The sequence below is a fragment of the Nocardia sp. NPDC046473 genome, from assembly GCF_040645995.1.
GTDB lineage: Bacteria > Actinomycetota > Actinomycetes > Mycobacteriales > Mycobacteriaceae > Nocardia.
Genome location: NZ_JBEYZJ010000014.1, coordinates 146652 through 163621, shown reverse-complemented (window position 1 = coordinate 163621; position 16970 = coordinate 146652). Strand labels below are relative to the sequence as shown.

At 67.2% G+C, this 16970-nt stretch carries 11 protein-coding genes; 4 read left to right on the top strand and 7 right to left on the bottom strand.

Going from position 1 to position 16970, the window contains the following annotated elements:
* Positions 1–111: 111 nt before the first annotated feature.
* From ABZ942_RS40880 to ABZ942_RS40865, 4 genes are read right to left on the bottom strand one after another with little or no spacing between them, the layout of a single operon-like run.
* Complete coding sequence (locus tag ABZ942_RS40880; protein WP_357391641.1) at positions 112–933, bottom strand: class I SAM-dependent methyltransferase; 822 nt, start codon at positions 931–933, stop codon at positions 112–114.
* Positions 933–2468 (bottom strand): 4-hydroxyphenylacetate 3-hydroxylase N-terminal domain-containing protein, encoded by a 1536-nt coding sequence (locus ABZ942_RS40875; protein ID WP_357391640.1) that lies wholly within the window; start codon positions 2466–2468, stop codon positions 933–935. The genes ABZ942_RS40880 and ABZ942_RS40875 overlap by 1 nt, the downstream gene beginning before the upstream one ends.
* Positions 2469–2520: 52 nt before the next feature.
* On the bottom strand, positions 2521–4353 hold the full coding sequence (gene asnB / locus ABZ942_RS40870; protein ID WP_357391639.1) for an asparagine synthase (glutamine-hydrolyzing): 1833 nt from the start codon (positions 4351–4353) through the stop codon (positions 2521–2523).
* Complete coding sequence (locus ABZ942_RS40865; RefSeq protein ID WP_357391638.1) at positions 4341–5003, bottom strand: hypothetical protein; 663 nt, start codon at positions 5001–5003, stop codon at positions 4341–4343. Before ABZ942_RS40865 ends, asnB begins: the two co-directional genes overlap by 13 nt.
* A gap of 213 nt (positions 5004–5216) precedes the next feature.
* Between ABZ942_RS40865 and ABZ942_RS40860 the strand changes: the two genes are divergently transcribed.
* Positions 5217–6074, top strand: a complete 858-nt coding sequence (locus tag ABZ942_RS40860) for an alpha/beta hydrolase (protein WP_357391637.1) — start codon at positions 5217–5219, stop codon at positions 6072–6074.
* Here ABZ942_RS40860 and ABZ942_RS40855 read toward each other — a convergent pair.
* Positions 6054–7337, bottom strand: coding sequence for a hypothetical protein (locus tag ABZ942_RS40855; RefSeq protein WP_357391636.1), 1284 nt, complete (start codon positions 7335–7337; stop codon positions 6054–6056). The genes ABZ942_RS40860 and ABZ942_RS40855 overlap by 21 nt on opposite strands.
* 14 nt (positions 7338–7351) lie before the next feature.
* Positions 7352–9169 (bottom strand): type VII secretion AAA-ATPase EccA, encoded by a 1818-nt coding sequence (gene eccA / locus ABZ942_RS40850; protein ID WP_357391635.1) that lies wholly within the window; start codon positions 9167–9169, stop codon positions 7352–7354.
* A 273-nt stretch (positions 9170–9442) separates the two neighbouring features.
* Here eccA and eccD point away from each other — a divergent pair, with 273 nt between their 5' ends.
* Genes eccD through eccCa form a run of 3 tightly spaced genes read left to right on the top strand, consistent with a single transcriptional unit; the run spans position 9443 to position 16282 of the window.
* Complete coding sequence (gene eccD, locus ABZ942_RS40845) at positions 9443–10849, top strand: type VII secretion integral membrane protein EccD (RefSeq protein WP_357391634.1); 1407 nt, start codon at positions 9443–9445, stop codon at positions 10847–10849.
* Positions 10842–12254 carry a type VII secretion-associated serine protease mycosin gene (gene mycP, locus ABZ942_RS40840; RefSeq protein WP_357391633.1) on the top strand — a complete coding sequence of 471 codons (1413 nt, stop codon included), beginning with the start codon at positions 10842–10844 and terminating at the stop codon, positions 12252–12254. Before eccD ends, mycP begins: the two co-directional genes overlap by 8 nt.
* A complete protein-coding gene (eccCa, locus tag ABZ942_RS40835) occupies positions 12251–16282 on the top strand; it encodes a type VII secretion protein EccCa (RefSeq protein ID WP_357391632.1) in 4032 nt (1343 codons plus the stop codon). The genes mycP and eccCa overlap by 4 nt, the downstream gene beginning before the upstream one ends.
* A 29-nt stretch (positions 16283–16311) precedes the next feature.
* Here the strand turns inward: eccCa and ABZ942_RS40830 are convergent, their stop codons facing one another.
* Positions 16312–16701, bottom strand: coding sequence for a hypothetical protein (locus tag ABZ942_RS40830; RefSeq protein ID WP_357391631.1), 390 nt, complete (start codon positions 16699–16701; stop codon positions 16312–16314).
* Between the last annotated feature and the right edge of the window lie 269 nt (positions 16702–16970).

Below are 16970 nucleotides of genomic sequence, written 5' to 3'. Positions count from 1 at the left end.
CCTTGTAGTTTCGCCATCGGATGGATTGGTTTTAGTGCGCTTCGCGGACGTCAACAAGTTCTCCGTTCATGCTGTGAGTGGCACACACCCCCTGAGCGCGGACCGAGCGGGTCAGCGTGGGACGGCTCGCCAGGCCCGCACGGAAATCCGGTAGACCTCGTCATATTCGGCCATTCGGCGCGCGGCGACCGCGCCGACGGCCTGGAAATAGTCCTCTTGGCGATCCGGCACGACCCGGCTGAAATACGTTCCGAAAGTGGCGATATGGAAGCGGCGATACTGCTCGGCATCGACCACCCGCACCGATACCCGGCGATCCTCGACGGCATCGATGACGAGCCGCCGGTTCAGGATCGCGCCTATATCGTCGGCCGGTCGCGCTCGTGCGCCCATCGGGATCACGCCCTCGAGCCGGTCCGGTTCGGCTCCGATCAGGGCGAGGGCCTCGGCGGCAATCGTGTCCTCGCCCCCGCGCCCCGAACTGTCGAGATCGGGATGGTGGGTGGTGACGAGAAATGCGCCATCCGGTGCGAGATGCGCTGCTATCCACGCCGCTACGCGGTCCTCGTCGGGATACAGCCAGTGCAGCACCGACGTCATCGTGATCAGATCGAAAGCCTCTGCGCGATCTGGCAATTCGCGCAGGTCGGCCAGCTCCACCGCAGCCCGCGCGCCCAACCGCGCGCGGGATTCCCGCACCCGCGCGGGCAAGCCGTCGATGCCGAGTGCGCGTTCGACCGGCCACCGGTCCAGCGCGGTCGCGAGCAGCGTGCCGGTGCCGCAGCCCAGGTCGGCGATTCGTCGCGGGGGCCGCGGTGCCATGCCGAGCACCCAGTCGATGTCCTCGGCTTGGCGCAATCGGCTGGCCTCGTCATAGTCGGCCAGGTTCTGTGCCTGGGTCACCACGTCGGACGCGGCGCTCTCACTAGTCATCAGAGCGGTCGCGAGATCAGCCGCTGGATGCGTTCCCGGACCTCGGTCTGGTCGTGGCGCCGGAGCAGATTGATGCGATTGCGGGCGAGGTCGCCGCGGTGCACGGACTCGTACAGGTGCTGGCGCTGGCCGAAACTGTCCGAGGTCAGCTCCCAGGCCAGGCGGAACAGGCGCGACTTCGCGGCGGCGCCGATGTCTTTGCCGTGCATGTAGCGGTCGAGAAAGGTGCGCAGTGTGGGATTGGCGAGATCGTTTTCGGTCGGTTGCATGAGGGTGCCGGACTGACCGATCCGCCGAACGATGTCCACGGCGTGGCCGGACACAGCGGCCGCCCAGATCGCCGCGGCCGGCGTAGGCCCCGGCGCCAGCAGGCCGCTGTCCGTCCGGCCTGCGCCTGCCTCGCCCGCCGCGAGGAAATGGTCCAGGATCTCGACGTAGCCGGCGAGCTCGCCCAGCTCCTCCTGGATGTTGCGGAACTGGTCGACGCCGATGGCTTCGGCGATCAGGGTGCCGACACCGAGTAGCGTGCGCAGCCGTTCCTGGTAGCGGATCTGGCCGATGTACTGACTCCACGCGGTGATCCGGCCGAGCCCCTCCCGCGCCAGCGCACCGTCGTGCAGGAGAAAGACCCGCTCCCACGGCACCTGCACATCGTCGAAGAACAGCATCGCATCCTGCTCGTCGAACCGGGAGGCGAAGGGGCGGGCATGGCCATGCCCGCTGGTGCCGAACGGCTCCCGGCACAGAATGTGCAGCCCGGGCGCGTTGATCGGCAGCGCGAACCAGACGATGAACTGTTCAGTGCCACGCTGGGCGAACGAGGCGGAAAGGTAGACCAGCACTTCATGCGCGAAGGGCGCGAGGGTGGCCAGCTGTTTCGCCCCGCGCACCACGATGCCGTTCGCGTCTTCGCTCAGGATCCGGAGGGCATGGTCGGGATGGTCGACCACGTCGGCGCTCCGGTCGATCTGCGGGTCGCCCAGGGCATGGGTGAGCAGCAGATCTCGATGTGCGGCGTAGTGATACCAGGCGGCGGCGTGCGCGCCGAAGCCGGCGCGGTTGCTCTCCAGCCGGTGCCGAAAGTCATACAGCCCCACGGCAATCGATGCCATGAACGCGGGCGCTCTGCCGTGTTGTCCCCACGACTCGCGCATCCACACCGCGGCGCCGCGCCGCGCGGCACGCAGATCATCCAGGGTCTGCGGCGGATGGTAGCCACGACCGAGGCGCAGGCCCGTCGCGGGATCCTCGACGGTCAGTGTTTCCCGGTATTCCGGATCGTGCTGCAGGTCCAGCAGCCGCGCGAACTCGGCGACCGATGGCGCGAAGGCGGGATGCTCCGCGACACTGTCGATCTGCCGACCGTCCAACCACACGGCCCGCCCGTCGTCCAGTGACGCCAGGTAACGGTCGCCCGTCAGCGCACCCAACGGTGCGACATCCACCGCCAGCGGCGGCGCGCCATCGAACCCGCCGGAGCGGTCCGTCGCGCGCGGTTCGAGGTACTCGGTTTCGAGGTACTCGGTGTCGGTCATGCGCATTCGTCCTCTGGGATCGGCGCGTACTCGACGCGCGGTAATCGGCCGCTCACGTGATCCGCACCCGATAGGTGCTCAACCAAGAGTTCACGGCCACAAGGAATTCCAGGCCCCCCGTAGGGTGCGGCGCGGCGCGCGGCCCGGGTAACACCGCACCGTCGTCCAGCAAGCGCCGCACCTTGGCGCGATCGACGAGCTGGAACACCGGGGCGTCCCGGCGCAATAGCTCCTCGACCTCGTCGCGCACCGCGCGCCGGTAGGCAGGGGCCGAGCTCGCCGGATAGCCGCTCTTCGGACGGTTCAGGACCAGGTCCGGCAATAATCCGGACATGGCCTTGCGCAACAGGGCCTTTGGTGTGCCGCCCTCGGCCTTGAGCCGCCAGGGGACGTTCCACAGGTATTCGACGAGGCGATGGTCGGCGAACGGCACGCGCACCTCGAGACCGACGGCCATGCTCATCCGGTCCGTCCGATCCAGCAGGGCCGGTAGCCAACGCGTCAGGGCGAGATAGGAGATTTCCCGCTTCCGCCGGTCGAATTCGTGCTCCCCGGGCAGCCGCGGCACCTCGGCGATGGCCTCGCGCAGGCGTTCGCGCGCGTACTCGCGCGGGCGCGCGAGGTGTGCGACGTCGTCGCGCAGCAGCTCCGCGGGCGAGCCCTTGTCTCGCAACCACGGGAATTCGTCCAGTGGACCACCGCAATCGTGAAAGTACGGATAGCCGCCGAACACTTCGTCGGCGACATCACCGGACAGCGCGACCGTAACCTGTTCGCGGACACCACGAAACAGCACGTGCAGTGACGTGTCCGGTTCACCCCAGCCGGGCCGGTCGCGTGCCGCCAGTCCGGCGCCACGATGCGCCAGCAGCCCGCCCCCGGTCACCGCGACCGAGGTGTGGGCCGTACCGAGTTCGGCGACGACTTCGCGGATATAGGGCTCGTCGTCGGCGACGTTCCACGCGCCGAGCCGCTCGGGTGACTCGTCCTCGGGGAAACCCACGGAAAAGGTCGAGATCTTGTCCGTCGCCGCCGCGCCCGGCGCGACGGCGAGTGCGGTGAGCGCACTGGAATCCAGACCACCCGACAGCAGCAAACCCAGCGGAACGTCACTGATCAGCTGACGACCTACGGCATCGGCGAGCAGCTCGCGTACGTGCGCCACCGCCTGCTCCGGACTGTCGCGATGCTCGGCCGACGGTAGTTCCCAATAGCGAGCCGAGTGCAGCCCCGCCCGCGAGAACCGAACCAGGTGGCCGGGACGAACTTCGTACAGTCCGCGATAGAGCGCGTGCCCCGGGGTCGGCGCGGTCGGCACCGAGAACAGTTCGGCTATCCCCTCGGCGTCGAGCTCGGGGTGGAACAAGGGATTGGCCAGCACCGCCTTCGGCTCGGATCCGAACAACAGCCGCCCGGGCGCCGGTGCGTAGTACAGCGGTTTGACGCCGAGCCGGTCGCGAACCAGGAGCACCTGTTCAGTGCGAGCGTCCCAGATGGCGTAGGCATACATACCGTTCAGGCGCTCCGCCGCCCCCGCGCCCCACGCCAGATGCGCACGCAACACGACTTCGGTGTCCGAGTGGGTATCGAAGCGGTGCCCGAGCGCGGTGAGTTCCGCGCGGAGTTCGCGGAAGTTGTATACCTCGCCGTTGTAGGTGATCGCGGCCCGCACGCCGCCGTCCTCGTCGCGAACGACCATCGGCTGCGTGCCACGATCGACATCGATGACCGCCAGGCGACGATGTCCGAACGCGGCGCGCTCGGACAGCCACACGCCGCCGGCATCGGGACCGCGCCGAATCATCGTCTGCGTCATGGCACGAACCGTGCCTTCGTGGGTGCGCAGATCACGCCCGTAATCGACCCATCCGGCTATCCCGCACATGAGCTCTCATCCGCGGACATCGTGGGCGCGCCGGTCGGGGCCGTGATCTCCCACCGGCATCCGTGACCGTTGGCGCCGTCGATCAACGTGTACCGCGACTGGAAACCTTTCGCAGCCACGTTCGCGCCGATCGCATGGGTGCAGTACTCGCACGGCGAATCGAGCGTGATCGGCACGCCGCGCGCACGGGCCCGCTCTCGGTAGTCCCAGATGCCGCAGTGATCGATCTCGATCGTGGCTCGATCCGGGCCGGCGTCCAGCACTCGGTGATCGGACGAGTAGAGCTCTGCCTGGCGGGCAATGCGCAGCGCCGGGTCGAGCGCACCATTGCCGTTGTCCCGCTCGACATATCGGTGGACCTCGGCGTTCGCGTCCGCCCACCCTTTGAGTTCACCGTGTCCGTACCTGGTCAGCAGAAAACGCTCCATCAGGGCCTGTGCCCGGAAGAAGATCCGCTGCCACCCCGCGGAGTCCGCATCGTCGGGCAGATCCGCGAACATCTGCGCGCACAGCCGAAGCCAGTCACCGTGGTCTCGACCACCGTGCTGCTCGGTGAGGTACCGCGTCATGCCCGCCGCTGCCTCGAAGACCCGCTGTTTCCAGAGTGCCGACCTCTCGGTCTGGCTCATCGTCATGGAATGCCCTGCCATGGATCCCCCCTATATCGGGTTTGCCCCTAATAATGGTGTCGTATCATCATCGAAACTCGATGCCCCCTCGGTCTTCGCGGCCAAGCCCAACGATAGAAATGGCGCCGACTTCGGTCAATGCCAATCCGATATACCCTGACAGATACACTATCTAGTACGGGTAATAGGATAGAGATTGTTCGCCACCGGCGGCCCCGGCGCTACACTGCGGAGGTGTTCACCGGCTTTGCAGCGTTCGATTTCGAGGTCTCCGGCGTGCGGATCCATGGCGTACGTGGCGGCACCGGACGACCATTGCTATTGCTGCACGGTTTTCCCCAGACGCACGCGATGTGGCACGCCGTTGCACCGCGGTTGGCGGAGGAATTCACCGTCATCGCCAGCGATCTGCGCGGCTACGGAGACAGCGGGAAGCCGCCGACGACTCCCGACCACGCGCCGTACACGAAACGCGCGATGGCTGATGATCAGGCACAACTGATGACATTGCTGGGGTACGAGCGGTTTTCGGTCGCGGGGCACGACCGGGGTGGCCGCTGCGCCTACCGGCTGGCCTTGGATCACCCCGGACGGGTCGAGCGCCTCGCGGTGTTGGACGTGGTACCGACCTTGGACGCCATGGCCGGAATGAACGCACAGTTGGCGCATTCACTGTGGCGCTGGTTCTTTCTCGGCCAGCCCGCGCCCCTTCCGGAAAAACTGATCGCCGCAGACCCGGAGACATTTTATTTCGGCAAACACGCCAATCTTTTCGAACCCAGCGCCCTGGCGATCTACCGGCGCGCAGTATCCGATCCGGAAACCGTTCATGCCATGTGCGAAGATTACCGCGCAATGTTCGGCCTGGATATCCGGCACGACGAAGCCGACCGCGCCGCGGGTCGCCGCATTACCTCTCCACTATTAGCACTGTGGGGTTCTCGTGCACACCTGCACAGTAATTACAACGTTCTCGGCATATGGCGCTCATGGGCAGATGACGTACAAGGCCGAGCACTGGACTGCGGCCACTTCCTCCCCGAGGAGGCACCGGCCGAAACCGCCGAAGGATTAGCCGCGTTCTTCAGATGAATCGGGAAGACCGTTCTCCTTGGCGAGGATCCGGTATCGCGCCAGCAGGGCATGGTGGTCGAGCTGGGCGACCTGGGGAAAAAAGGAGAGGTGGCTGACCAGGAATCCGGGGAAAATGCAGTTCGGGCGGCCCAGGTAACCGGGGATCACCACGGACAGCAGATGTTCGTCGTCGTCCACGGCGGACAGGTACGACAGGTCCGTGCCGAGCCAGGAGATGAAGTTGATCGAGAGACGGTCCTGCCACGGGATCGGCGCTCGCGGCACTTCCTGGAACGGTCGCTGGTCGTCCAGGAAGTGATGGTGCAGTATCGACGCCAAGGTGCCGCTCGCCCAGAGGGTTCCGCCGAATCCCTGCGCAGGCAACTCCAGCCGCATCAGGTCGTGCGGTATCGCGCCGGACTGCTGCTGGTAATAGGCGCACACACCGTTGTTGACGACGTTGGCGCTGACGAGAAAAAAGTTCGGTTCCTGCCGCCGGAATCGGATGAATTCCGCTAGCTGATCGAGCTGCAGGTAGACGACATCGTCATCGCATTTCAAGAAGACGGCATCGGCATAGTATTCGGCCCGGACGGCGTAGAACCGGTAGAACTCGGCCCAACCCTGGCCACCGACGGCGGTCCGGTAGCGGTACTCCGTCGCCGCCAGATCGGGAAAACGCCATTCGCCGTCGGAGCCGTACCCGGTCTTCACGTAGACGCAGTACGCACCGATGCCGCCGACATCTGCCAGCACAGTGTTTCCGTCCACGCTGAGCGCAAGGCCCGACGCTCCGACCGATACCTCCAGGTCGCGAAATACATTCTGCGACAGAATGCCTGGCGTGTAGAGATCGGCGACCGGCGGCGGACGATCAGCACGCGACTCGTGCTCGTGCACAAACAGTTCGCCGGCGCGTACCTGACGAAGCACGGTTCGTTGATTGTTCCATCCACCGATGACCAGCTCGTAAGCCGGAGCATCCTCGTCCCGAGGTGCCAACCCGATATGAGCATCATTGGCCGCGCGCACCCGGCTGCGCCACGGAGAGTCCGAAACAAGCTCGCCCGCAGCGGAATACGTGGGATCGTCCGCGGTACGGCCGACGATCGGGAAGCGCGATGCCAGCCAGCGGGCGTCGTCGTCGTTCCGGGAAAAGTCCCAGACATGCCATTCGTCGATCAGACCGCGCCGAATCGCCTCGCCCGCATAGCAGGCGAGCAGCTCCATCCGGTCCCGTCGCCCCGCGAAGGTGACCAGGATGACGGGTTCCGTTGCCATCAGTTCGATGCCCGCTAGGTCAATGTGGCCAGGACGCTGTCGAGCGCCTGGCGCATGTCGGCCGCCTCGATCCGCATCAGCGTCTCCTGGTCCAATGCCCGCAGATCCAGCGTGTCGTCCATGGCGAGCCGGTATTCCCGCTCCTCCTCGGCGGTTTCGACGATATTGCGGATGAACCGGCCGTTGCCCGCGATGTCGACGCCGCGCCGCGGCAGGCCGCTCTGATCGGTGCGCTCGGCGTTGTACAGCTCCGTGCATGCCGAGCGCAGGAGCTCGATCGCGTCGTCGGAGATCGTCGAATCACGCTTGCCCGCAATGAATGTGCCGATGTCGCACAGTTCCGTCGGCGAATATGACTCGAATTTGACCCTTTTCGAGAAGCGGGATGCCAAACCGTCGTTGCTGGCCAGAAATCGGTCGATCTCACCGTCGTAGCCCGCGATGATGACCACCAGCCGGTCGCGATCGTTCTCCATCCGCGCCAGCAGGGTGTCGACCGCTTCACGGCCGAAGGCATCACCACCGGACAGTCCGGTCTGGATCAGCGTGTATGCCTCGTCGACGAAAAGCACACCGTCCATTGCCGAGTCGATCAGCTTGTTGGTCTTGATGGCGGTGGAGCCGAGGTGCTGGCCGACGAAATCGGAGCGTTTGGTCTCCACGACCTTGTCGGTTTTGAGCAGGCCCAGGCCACAGTAGATCTTGGCCACCACCCGGGCGATGGTGGTTTTACCCGTTCCCGGCGGACCGGTGAAGGCTAGATGCTGCCCACGCGGCATGCTGGTGAGGCCCTTCTCGGCCCGGATCTGCGCCAGTGTCGCCGAGGATTGCAGCTTGGCGACCTGGACCTTCACCGCGCCGAGGCCGATCTGCGCCTGCAATTCCGCGCGGGCGGCGGCCAGGATCCCCTCGGCCTTGTGCTGCTGCTGCTCCTGGGCGGCCTCTTCCAGTGACGGCGCCGACGCCGGATCCCAACGGTCGACCCGGGATTCGAGCTGTTCCTTGGTGGTGACCACGATGCGAAACTTGGGGTCGTGCATCGCCTGCGCGACGGCCGCGAAGTCGGGGACCTGGGTGTAGACGGTCTCCAGTAGTGCGCGCGCCTCGTCCTCGTTGCCCTGCTCGCGCACGCACAGGCCGCGGCAGTACATGGCCGCGATGCGCGCGGCCGGAATGGGACCGCGCTCGGCCATCTCCAAGCGCCGGGTCGCCTCGCCGAACAATCCGAGGTGCGCGCACGCGGTGCCCACCATGACGTGCGCACCCGCGGCCATGTAGGTGTCCTGCCACTCCGCGGAGCCGACCAGCACCGACATCACGTCCGGCCAGCGCTGCGTAATGAAGTGCAGGACGGCGCGGGTATAGGCACACACCTGATCGTCGACCACCCGGTCGGGATCATCGACGATCTTGCGGCGTCGGGCCGCGAGCTCGTCCAAAAGTTGCTCGGCATCGCCGAAACGCTTGTCGTCGATCAATCGCATTGCCTGGGCGAGCCAGATCTCGGTCAGGCTGGCGATCGGATAGTCGATGTACTGACCGATCTGGAACCGGCCCGACAGTTGTCGCGGCGGCAACCCGAGGCGCCGCTGCTCGCGCAGCAGCGAAGTCGACGAGGTCTCGTAAAGCCGTTGCAGCACATCGGGAGTCACCTCACCGGCGGTGACCCGGCCCAGCCAGGCATCGCACATGCCCGGATCGAGTTCGGTGGCACGGCGGAAGGCGGCTTTGGCGTAGTCGAGATCCTTCGCGGCCTGTCGACCGTCGACCATGACACCCAACGACAGCACGCCCGCGTCGAAGATCTGTTGCGCTTGCCGGTTGGCTGACATGCCCGGCAATGTAGCGGCCATCGCCCGCACTGGTCGCCTCGAAACAAACCGCGCCTACCGGACATTCACGGACCGTTCACATACTCCCGAGGGCATGACCAGGGTTTCCGCATGTCGTCTCCGCGGCGCGGTTACGACGAGGCGAACTCTGTTCACCACGGGTGCCGCGCCGTCTGCCGATTGATACCTTGCCGAAGATCGAGACCAGGAACTTCGGGAGTCGTTTAGGTGATGGAGTCGACGGCTATCGAGCCGCAGCGGTGCCGTGTTTCCGTGATAGGCGGAAATACCCAGGTGGACGTGGTGTTGCCCACGGCGGTCGCGATCGCCAATTTCATCCCGGATGTGGTGGAGCTCATCGCATCCCGCAATCCGGACCTGTCCGAGCACGACGACGGCGGCCCGCTGGCGGCCCAGCACTGGACGCTGGCACGGTTGGGCCACAGCGCGATCGATCCCGCGCGCACATTGACCGACGCGGAAGTCTTCGACGGTGAACTGCTGGTGCTGCGGGCGGTGGACTCGGCCGAATCGCCCGCGCTGTTCGACGATGTCATCGACGCCGTTGCCCGGTTGACCGAAAGTTCTTTCCGCGGTTGGACATCCGGTTCGTCCGGGCGGGCGGGTCTGGCGGCCGCCGTTGCCGCCACCGTCGGTGTATGCCTGCTGCTCCTGGTCGCGGCGACCCACGGCTCGGGCATCCTGGCGGGTGTGAGCGGCCTCGTCGCCGGACTGCTGACGCTGGTCGCCGCCACGCTCGTCGCCCGGATCTACGGTGCGGCGGCAGCGGCGACCGGCCTGTCGCTGTGCGGGCTGTTATTGGCGGGCAGCGGCGCGGCCGCGCTGGTGCCCGGTTCGCTCGGCGCCCCGCATCTACTGCTGAGCAGCGCGGCCACCTTGCTGCTCGCGGTGATCGCGCTGCGGATTGTCGGTGCGGGCCAGACGATGTTCTCGGCGGTGATCAGCCTGGCGGTGTTCGGCACGGGCACCGCGGGCGCGGTGACGGTGTGGCACGTGGCACCGTCGAAGGCCGCGGCGGCGGTCATCGTGGTGGCGCTGATCGGCATCACGCTGGCGCCGCGCATCGCGGTGGCGGCGGCCCGGCTGCCGGTGCCGCCGGTACCGACGGCCGGTGGCGCGATCGATCCGCGAGACCACGAGCCACGCCCGAATATCGAAGGCATCGGCGCGATCGGCGCGACGTCGATTCCGTCGGCGGCCGGGCTCGGCCTGCGTTCCCGGCTGGCGAACCAGTACCAATCCGGCATGATCATCGCGATCGTGGCGGTCACCGTAAGCGCGACGATCACGACGGTGGTGACCGCGACGCATTGGAACGCGGTGGCGCTGGCCGGTGCGGTCGGGATCGTATTGGCCAGGCGCGGACGCGGATTCGCCGACCTGACCCAGGCCTCGACCCTGGTGCTCGGCGGCTGCGCCGGCCTGGTGGTACCGGCCGTGGTGGTGGGTCTGCGGAATTCGGACGCGACGCTCCCCGCGGCGGGCGCGCTGGTGGTGTTCGCGGTGCTGGCCGTGCTGATCGGCGTGGCCGGTCCACACCTGGAGGTGTCGCCGGTCGTGCAACGCGCGGGTGAGCTGCTGGAATACCTGATGATCTGCGCGATCGGCCCGCTGGCCTTCTGGATACTCGACATTTACTCCCTCGCGCGCCATGGCTGAGCCCCGGCGCGCGGTGCTGCGGGGCTGCGCGGCCGGGCTGGCACTGGGCTTGGCGCTCGCGCCGATCGGCACGGCGCAGGGTGTGGCCCCGCCCGAGGTGGATCCGGGTGCGCTGGTCACGAACGCCCCGGTGGCGCCACCGGAACCCGCACAGCAGCGACTGCTCTGCTCGCACCCGATCTGGACCGGTCCCCCGCCGGTCGGGATACCCGCCGTGCAGAAGGCGCTCGGGCTCGAAGCAGCCTGGAAATTCAGCAGGGGTGACGGGCAAACCGTGGCCGTGATCGATACCGGCGTCAATCCGCACCCTCGCCTGAATCTGGTCCCCGGTGGCGATTACGTCGCCGACTCCAACGGCACCGTCGACTGCGACGGGCACGGCACGCTGGTCGCCGGACTCATCGCCGCGCACCCGGCGCCGGACGGCAGCGACGGCTTCTCGGGCGTGGCACCGCAGGCGACGATCCTGTCGATCCGCCAGACCAGCCTGGCCTACGAACCCAAGAACAGTTACGGCACAGACAATCCCGGCGGGATGTCGGCAGGCGGCTTCGGGACGGTCGCCACCCTCGCCGACGCGGTGGTGCACGCGGTCGACCTGCACGCCACCGTCATCAACATCTCGGAGGTGTCCTGTCGCCCGGTCGGCACCGACCCGGTGGACGGAATGCTCGGCGCCGCTCTGAAATACGCCTACGACCACGATGTCGTCGTCGTTGCCGCGGCGGGCAACCTGGAGTCCCAGGGGGCATGCAAGGACCAGAACGGCACCGCGGGCTGGGATGCGGTCAATACCATCGCGGCCCCGGCCTGGTTCGCTCCCTATGTATTGACGGTCGCCGCGGTCGAGGCCGACGGATCACCGTCGCCGTACACCCTTTACGGACCGTGGGTCGGGGTCGCCGCGCCCGGCAGCAATCTCATGTCGCTCGACAGCACCTCCGGTGGTACCGGGCTGGTCAACGGCACGCCACAGTCCAACGGCCAGGTTGCCCCGGTCGACGGGACCAGCTTCGCCAGCGCCTACGTGGCCGGTCTGGCCGCGCTGGTCCGCGCCCGCTACCCGCAGCTGTCCGCGGCCGAGGTGATGAACCGCATCACGGCCACCGCGCACGGGCCGGGCACCGGGCGCGACAGCCGGATCGGGGCGGGCATGATCGACCCCGTCGCCGCGCTCACCGCGATGCTGACGCCCCGGACCGCAGGCGACCCGGCGGCCGGCATACCGATCGCCGCGCCGATCCCGCCGGTACCCGAAAACCCTTGGCCGCGTTGGATCGGCGAGGCCGGGGCCGTGATCTGCCTAGCACTGCTCGGCCTGGTTCAGGCCCTGTCGATTCCGTTCCGGCGGGAACAACGCGCAACACTCGCCTTCCCTGGCGACGAGACCGAGGAGCGGTCATGACTACGCAGGGCTTCATCCGGGTGGCTCGAATCGCGCCGCCGCGCGCGCCGGGTGGCGAGGTGGTGCTCAACGCGCCGCCCGAGATCACCGCGCCGATACCGAGCCCGCTGTGGCAGCGGTTGATGCCGGTGGTGATGGTGGTCGCCATGGTCGGCATGGTGGTGCTGATGGTCACCATGAGCGGCAAGGCCATGCTGAGCAACCCGATGACCATGATGTTCCCGATGATGATGCTGATGTCGATGGTCGGCATGATGGCCGGACGCGGGCAGGGCGGCACCAAGAAGGCGGCCGAACTCAACGAGGAACGCAAGGACTACTTCCGCTATCTGGACCAGCTGCGCCGCGATGTGCGCGATACCGGTGCGCTGCAACGTGAGTCGCTGACCTGGAGTCACCCGCACCCGATCGACCTGCAGGCGCTGATCGGCACCCGGCGCATGTGGGAGCGACGACCCAACGACCCCGACTTCGGGCACGTGCGCATCGGCATCGGCAGCCATCGCATCGCCACCAAGCTCGGACGGCCCGAGACCGGCCCGCTCGAAGACCTGGAACCGGTGGGCACGGTGGCGCTGCGGCGTTTCGTCCGCACCCATTCGGTGGTGCACGCGCTGCCGACCGCGATCTCGCTGCGTGCGTTTCCCGCGGTCAATATCGAAGGTCCCCGCGAGCACGGTAGGACGCTGGTGCGCGCGATGCTGCTCGAGCTGGCCACCTTCCACGGTCCGGACCACATGGTGTTCGCCATCGTCACCGCCGACCCCGAGTCCGACACCTGGGCGTGGACGAAATGGCTTCCGCACCTGCAACATCCGCGCGACTCGGACCGTATCGGCACGGCCCGCATGCTGTACGAATCGCTGTCGGAGCTGGAGACCGCGCTGTCGGAGGACCTGCTGGAACGCGGACGGTTCCTGCGCAACGCGCCGCCGACCGCGGGCCGGTTGCATGTGGTGGTAGTGATCGACGACGGGTATGTCAGCGGCTCAGAGCGCACCATCAGCGACGCGGGCCTCGACTCGGTGACCGTGCTCGACCTGACCGCACCGCAGACCGGGCTCGCAGTGCGGCGCGGGCTGCAGCTGGTGGTCGAGGAGGGGGTGATCGGCGCCCGCACCGGCGGTTCGGTAGAGAAGTTCGCCGACCCGGACCTGGTGAGTTCGGCGGTGGCGGCGACCTTCTCGCGCGGCATGTCCCGCTACCGGATCGCCACCACCGCACAGATCGTCAATCTCGGTGACGGCGGCAGCGGTGACCCCGGCCTGATGGCACTGCTGCGGATCCCGGACGCGGCGACCATCGACCCGAACACGGTCTGGCGGCCCCGGTCCTTTCGCGAGCGGCTGCGGGTGCCGATCGGTGTCACCCCCGACGGAACACCGGTCGAGATCGACATCAAGGAATCCGCCGAAAACGGCATGGGTCCGCACGGATTGTGTATCGGTGCAACGGGTTCCGGCAAGTCCGAGTTTCTGCGGACGCTGGTGTTGTCGCTGGTGACCACCCATTCACCCGACCTGCTGAATCTGGTGCTCGTCGACTTCAAAGGCGGCGCAACCTTTCTCGGCCTCGATCCGCTGCCGCACGTGGCCGCCGTCATCACCAACCTCGAGGAAGAACTCTCGATGGTGGACCGGATGCGCGACGCGCTGGCCGGCGAGCTGAACCGCCGCCAGGAACTGCTGCGCTCGGCCGGAAACTTCGCCAACGTCACCGATTACGAGAAGGCCAGGGCCAACGGCGCCCCGCTCGATCCGCTGCCCGCGCTGTTCGTGATCGTCGACGAGTTCTCCGAATTGCTGTCGCAGAAACCGGATTTCGCCGAGCTGTTCGTAATGATCGGCCGACTGGGCCGCTCGCTGCGGGTACATCTGCTGCTGGCCTCGCAGCGGCTGGAGGAGAACCGGCTGCGCGGATTGGACTCGCACCTGTCATACCGGATCGGCCTGCGCACCTTCTCGGCCGGTGAATCTCGTCAGGTGCTCGGCATCACCGACGCCTACCACCTGCCCGGCCAACCGGGCGCCGGATACTTGAAGAGCGACTCCTCGGATCCGTTGCGGTTCAACGCGACCTACGTTTCGGGTCCCTATGTGCCGCCGACCACTCGGCCGACCGGCGGCGGTCCGATCGCGCCAGCGATGGGCGTCGTCGATGTGTTCACCGCCGGTACCGCCGAGGTCACGACGGAGACGCCGTCGGTGGTCGAGGTGGCGCTCCCCGACCTCAGCGAGCTGCTCGCCGAGACGCCGCCGAGCGGCGTCGAACGCTCCGTATTGCAGACCGTGGTCGAGCGGCTGGTCGGCCACGGCCGTCCGGCGCACGAGGTGTGGCTGCCGCCGCTCGAACTCTCCCCCACCGTCGATATGCTGCTGCCGCAGTCGGATTGGCGCTCGCCGGAAAACGTGCACGGCAAGCTGTGGCTGCCGATCGGCATCGTGGACAAGCCGTATGAGCAGAAGCGCGACGTCTTGACCATCGATCTGGCCGGCGCACAGGGCAATGTCGCGGTCGTCGGCGGACCACAGTCGGGTAAGTCCACCACGCTGCGCACCATCATCATGGCCGCTGCGGCCACGCACACCCCCGAGCAGGTGCAGTTCTACTGCCTCGACTTCGGCGGTGGCACCCTCGCGGCGCTCAACGGCCTGCCGCATGTCGGCTCCGCCGCCGGACGGCTCGAGAGTGATCGGGTGCGCCGCACGGTCGCCGAGCTCAGTACCCTGTTGCGCCAGCGCGAGGCTCGATTCCTGGAGCTGGGCATCGAATCCATGCGTGACTTCCGCAAGCTGCGGTCCGAGCTGGCGGCATTGCCGCAGGACCAGCGCGCCGCGCATCCACTCGCCGCGGACCTGTTCGGCGACGTCTTCCTGGTGATCGATGGCTGGGCCGCGTTCCGCGAGGAATTCGAGCTGATCGAACCCCAGGTGCAGGCGCTGGCCGCGCGCGGGCTGTCCTACGGTATCCACCTGATCATCGGCGCCAACCGCTGGGCCGAGTTCCGGCCCGCCGTCAAGGACCAGATCGGCACCAGGATCGAACTACGCCTCGGTGATCCGTCCGACTCGGAGATGGATCGCCGTGCGGCCGTAGGGGTTCCGATCAATCGGCCGGGTCGCGGCCTCAGCCCGGACAAGCTGCACATGCTGCTCGCACTGCCCCGCCTGGATTCCGACGTCGACCCGAACACGTTGTCCGAGGCGGTCATCGCGGCCAAGGAGGCGCTGACCGAGCTCTACGGCGACCGGCGCGCGCCCGCGGTCCGGATGCTGCCACTGGAACTTCCGCGCGAGCAGGTACTGGCGACGGCCCGTGCGCAGGGCCTGGTGCTGGACAACCAGCGGGTGCTGATCGGACTCAGCGAGTCCGAATTGCAGCCGATGGTCCTGGATTTCGCGGAACAGCCGCATCTGATGATCTTCGCCGACGTCGGCTGCGGCAAGACCACGCTGCTGCGCAACATCGCGCAGAGCATCGTGGAGAATTGCGGTCCGGACGAGGCCCGCATCATCCTCGTCGACTACCGGCGCACCATGCTCGGCGCGATCGAGACCAACCATCTGGCCGGGTACTCCACCTCCGCGCAGACCTCGATCCCGACGCTGAAGGAGGTCGCGGGATTCGTCTCCGCCCGCCTGCCCGGTGCCGACATCACCCCCGCGCAACTGCGCGAACGGAATTGGTGGACCGGGCCGGAGGTGTATGTGATCGTCGACGACTACGACATGGTGGCCGCCAACAATCCGCTGCTACCGCTGATGGATCTGGTCCCGCAAGCCCGCGACATCGGCCTGCACCTGATCATCGCGCGGCGGGCGGGCGGCGCGGCGCGGGCACTCTACGACGGTGTGCTCGGTCCGCTGAAAGACATGTCGGTGGACGGCATCTTGATGAGCACACCCAAGGACGAGGGCGTGCTGCTCAGCGATGTGCGACCGGCGCAGTATCCCACCGGGCGCGGAATGCTGGTGTCGCGCACCCGAAGTCGCGAACTGATCCAGGTCTGCCACCTGCCGCCGGTGTGAGGCCCGGAGAGTTCTCGGTGCAGAATCGGTCAGCCCCGCGCGGAGTATTCGTCGGCACCCTGTAGACCGTCGGCGGCCTGTCGCATGCCCTTGGCGAACTCCGTCAGTGTTTGCGCCAGGTCGAAGCCCCCCTGCAGTAGGTCGACGCTCATAGCCACGTAACCCGAAGCGCCGGAGGCGAACTTGCGGCCGGTGGCGTCGGTGGCCCACGGCGGGCGTGGGCTTTCGGTGGAGCTCACCACCGTGGCCGAGGCGCTTCCCGAGGTACCGCTCGGCACCGCGGAGATCGGGTCGCCGAGGCGGGTGAGGGTCTCATAGAGCGTGGTGACCGTGTGGCTGACCGCCTCGTACACGTCGTCCATCTCGGTCGCGGCGGCGCGGAGCCCGGCGGGTGAATCGACGGTAATGACCTGTGCCACAGTGGTTCCTCCTGGTCGGGGCGGACCACACCACCATGATCGACACAGTCGACCGGAACCAGGATTGCGCGAGAGCAGCACCGAAACAGTGTCTTAACAATATGTTTCGGAATGCAGGAGCTGAATGCTGCTGTTACGCAGCACTACTCGCTCGACGGATTCGGTATCCCAGCTCGCCCACTGGGTGGAAGCGGCGGACAGGGCGGGTGCCGAGGGTGTGGTGGGCGCAGCGGGTCCTGCGGCTCGGGCGGGTCCGGTGGCTCGGGCGG

Excerpts from the sequence above, each read along its gene's own strand:
- ABZ942_RS40880 (WP_357391641.1), bottom strand. The coding sequence starts at position 933 with ATGACTAGTGAGAGCGCCGCGTCCGACGTGGTGACCCAGGCACAGAAC.
- ABZ942_RS40875 (WP_357391640.1), bottom strand. The coding sequence starts at position 2,468 with ATGACCGACACCGAGTACCTCGAAACCGAGTACCTCGAACCGCGCGCG.
- asnB (WP_357391639.1), bottom strand. The coding sequence starts at position 4,353 with ATGTGCGGGATAGCCGGATGGGTCGATTACGGGCGTGATCTGCGCACC.
- ABZ942_RS40865 (WP_357391638.1), bottom strand. The coding sequence starts at position 5,003 with ATGGCAGGGCATTCCATGACGATGAGCCAGACCGAGAGGTCGGCACTC.
- ABZ942_RS40855 (WP_357391636.1), bottom strand. The coding sequence starts at position 7,337 with ATGGCAACGGAACCCGTCATCCTGGTCACCTTCGCGGGGCGACGGGAC.
- eccA (WP_357391635.1), bottom strand. The coding sequence starts at position 9,169 with ATGTCAGCCAACCGGCAAGCGCAACAGATCTTCGACGCGGGCGTGCTG.
- mycP (WP_357391633.1), top strand. The coding sequence starts at position 10,842 with ATGGCTGAGCCCCGGCGCGCGGTGCTGCGGGGCTGCGCGGCCGGGCTG.
- eccCa (WP_357391632.1), top strand. The coding sequence starts at position 12,251 with ATGACTACGCAGGGCTTCATCCGGGTGGCTCGAATCGCGCCGCCGCGC.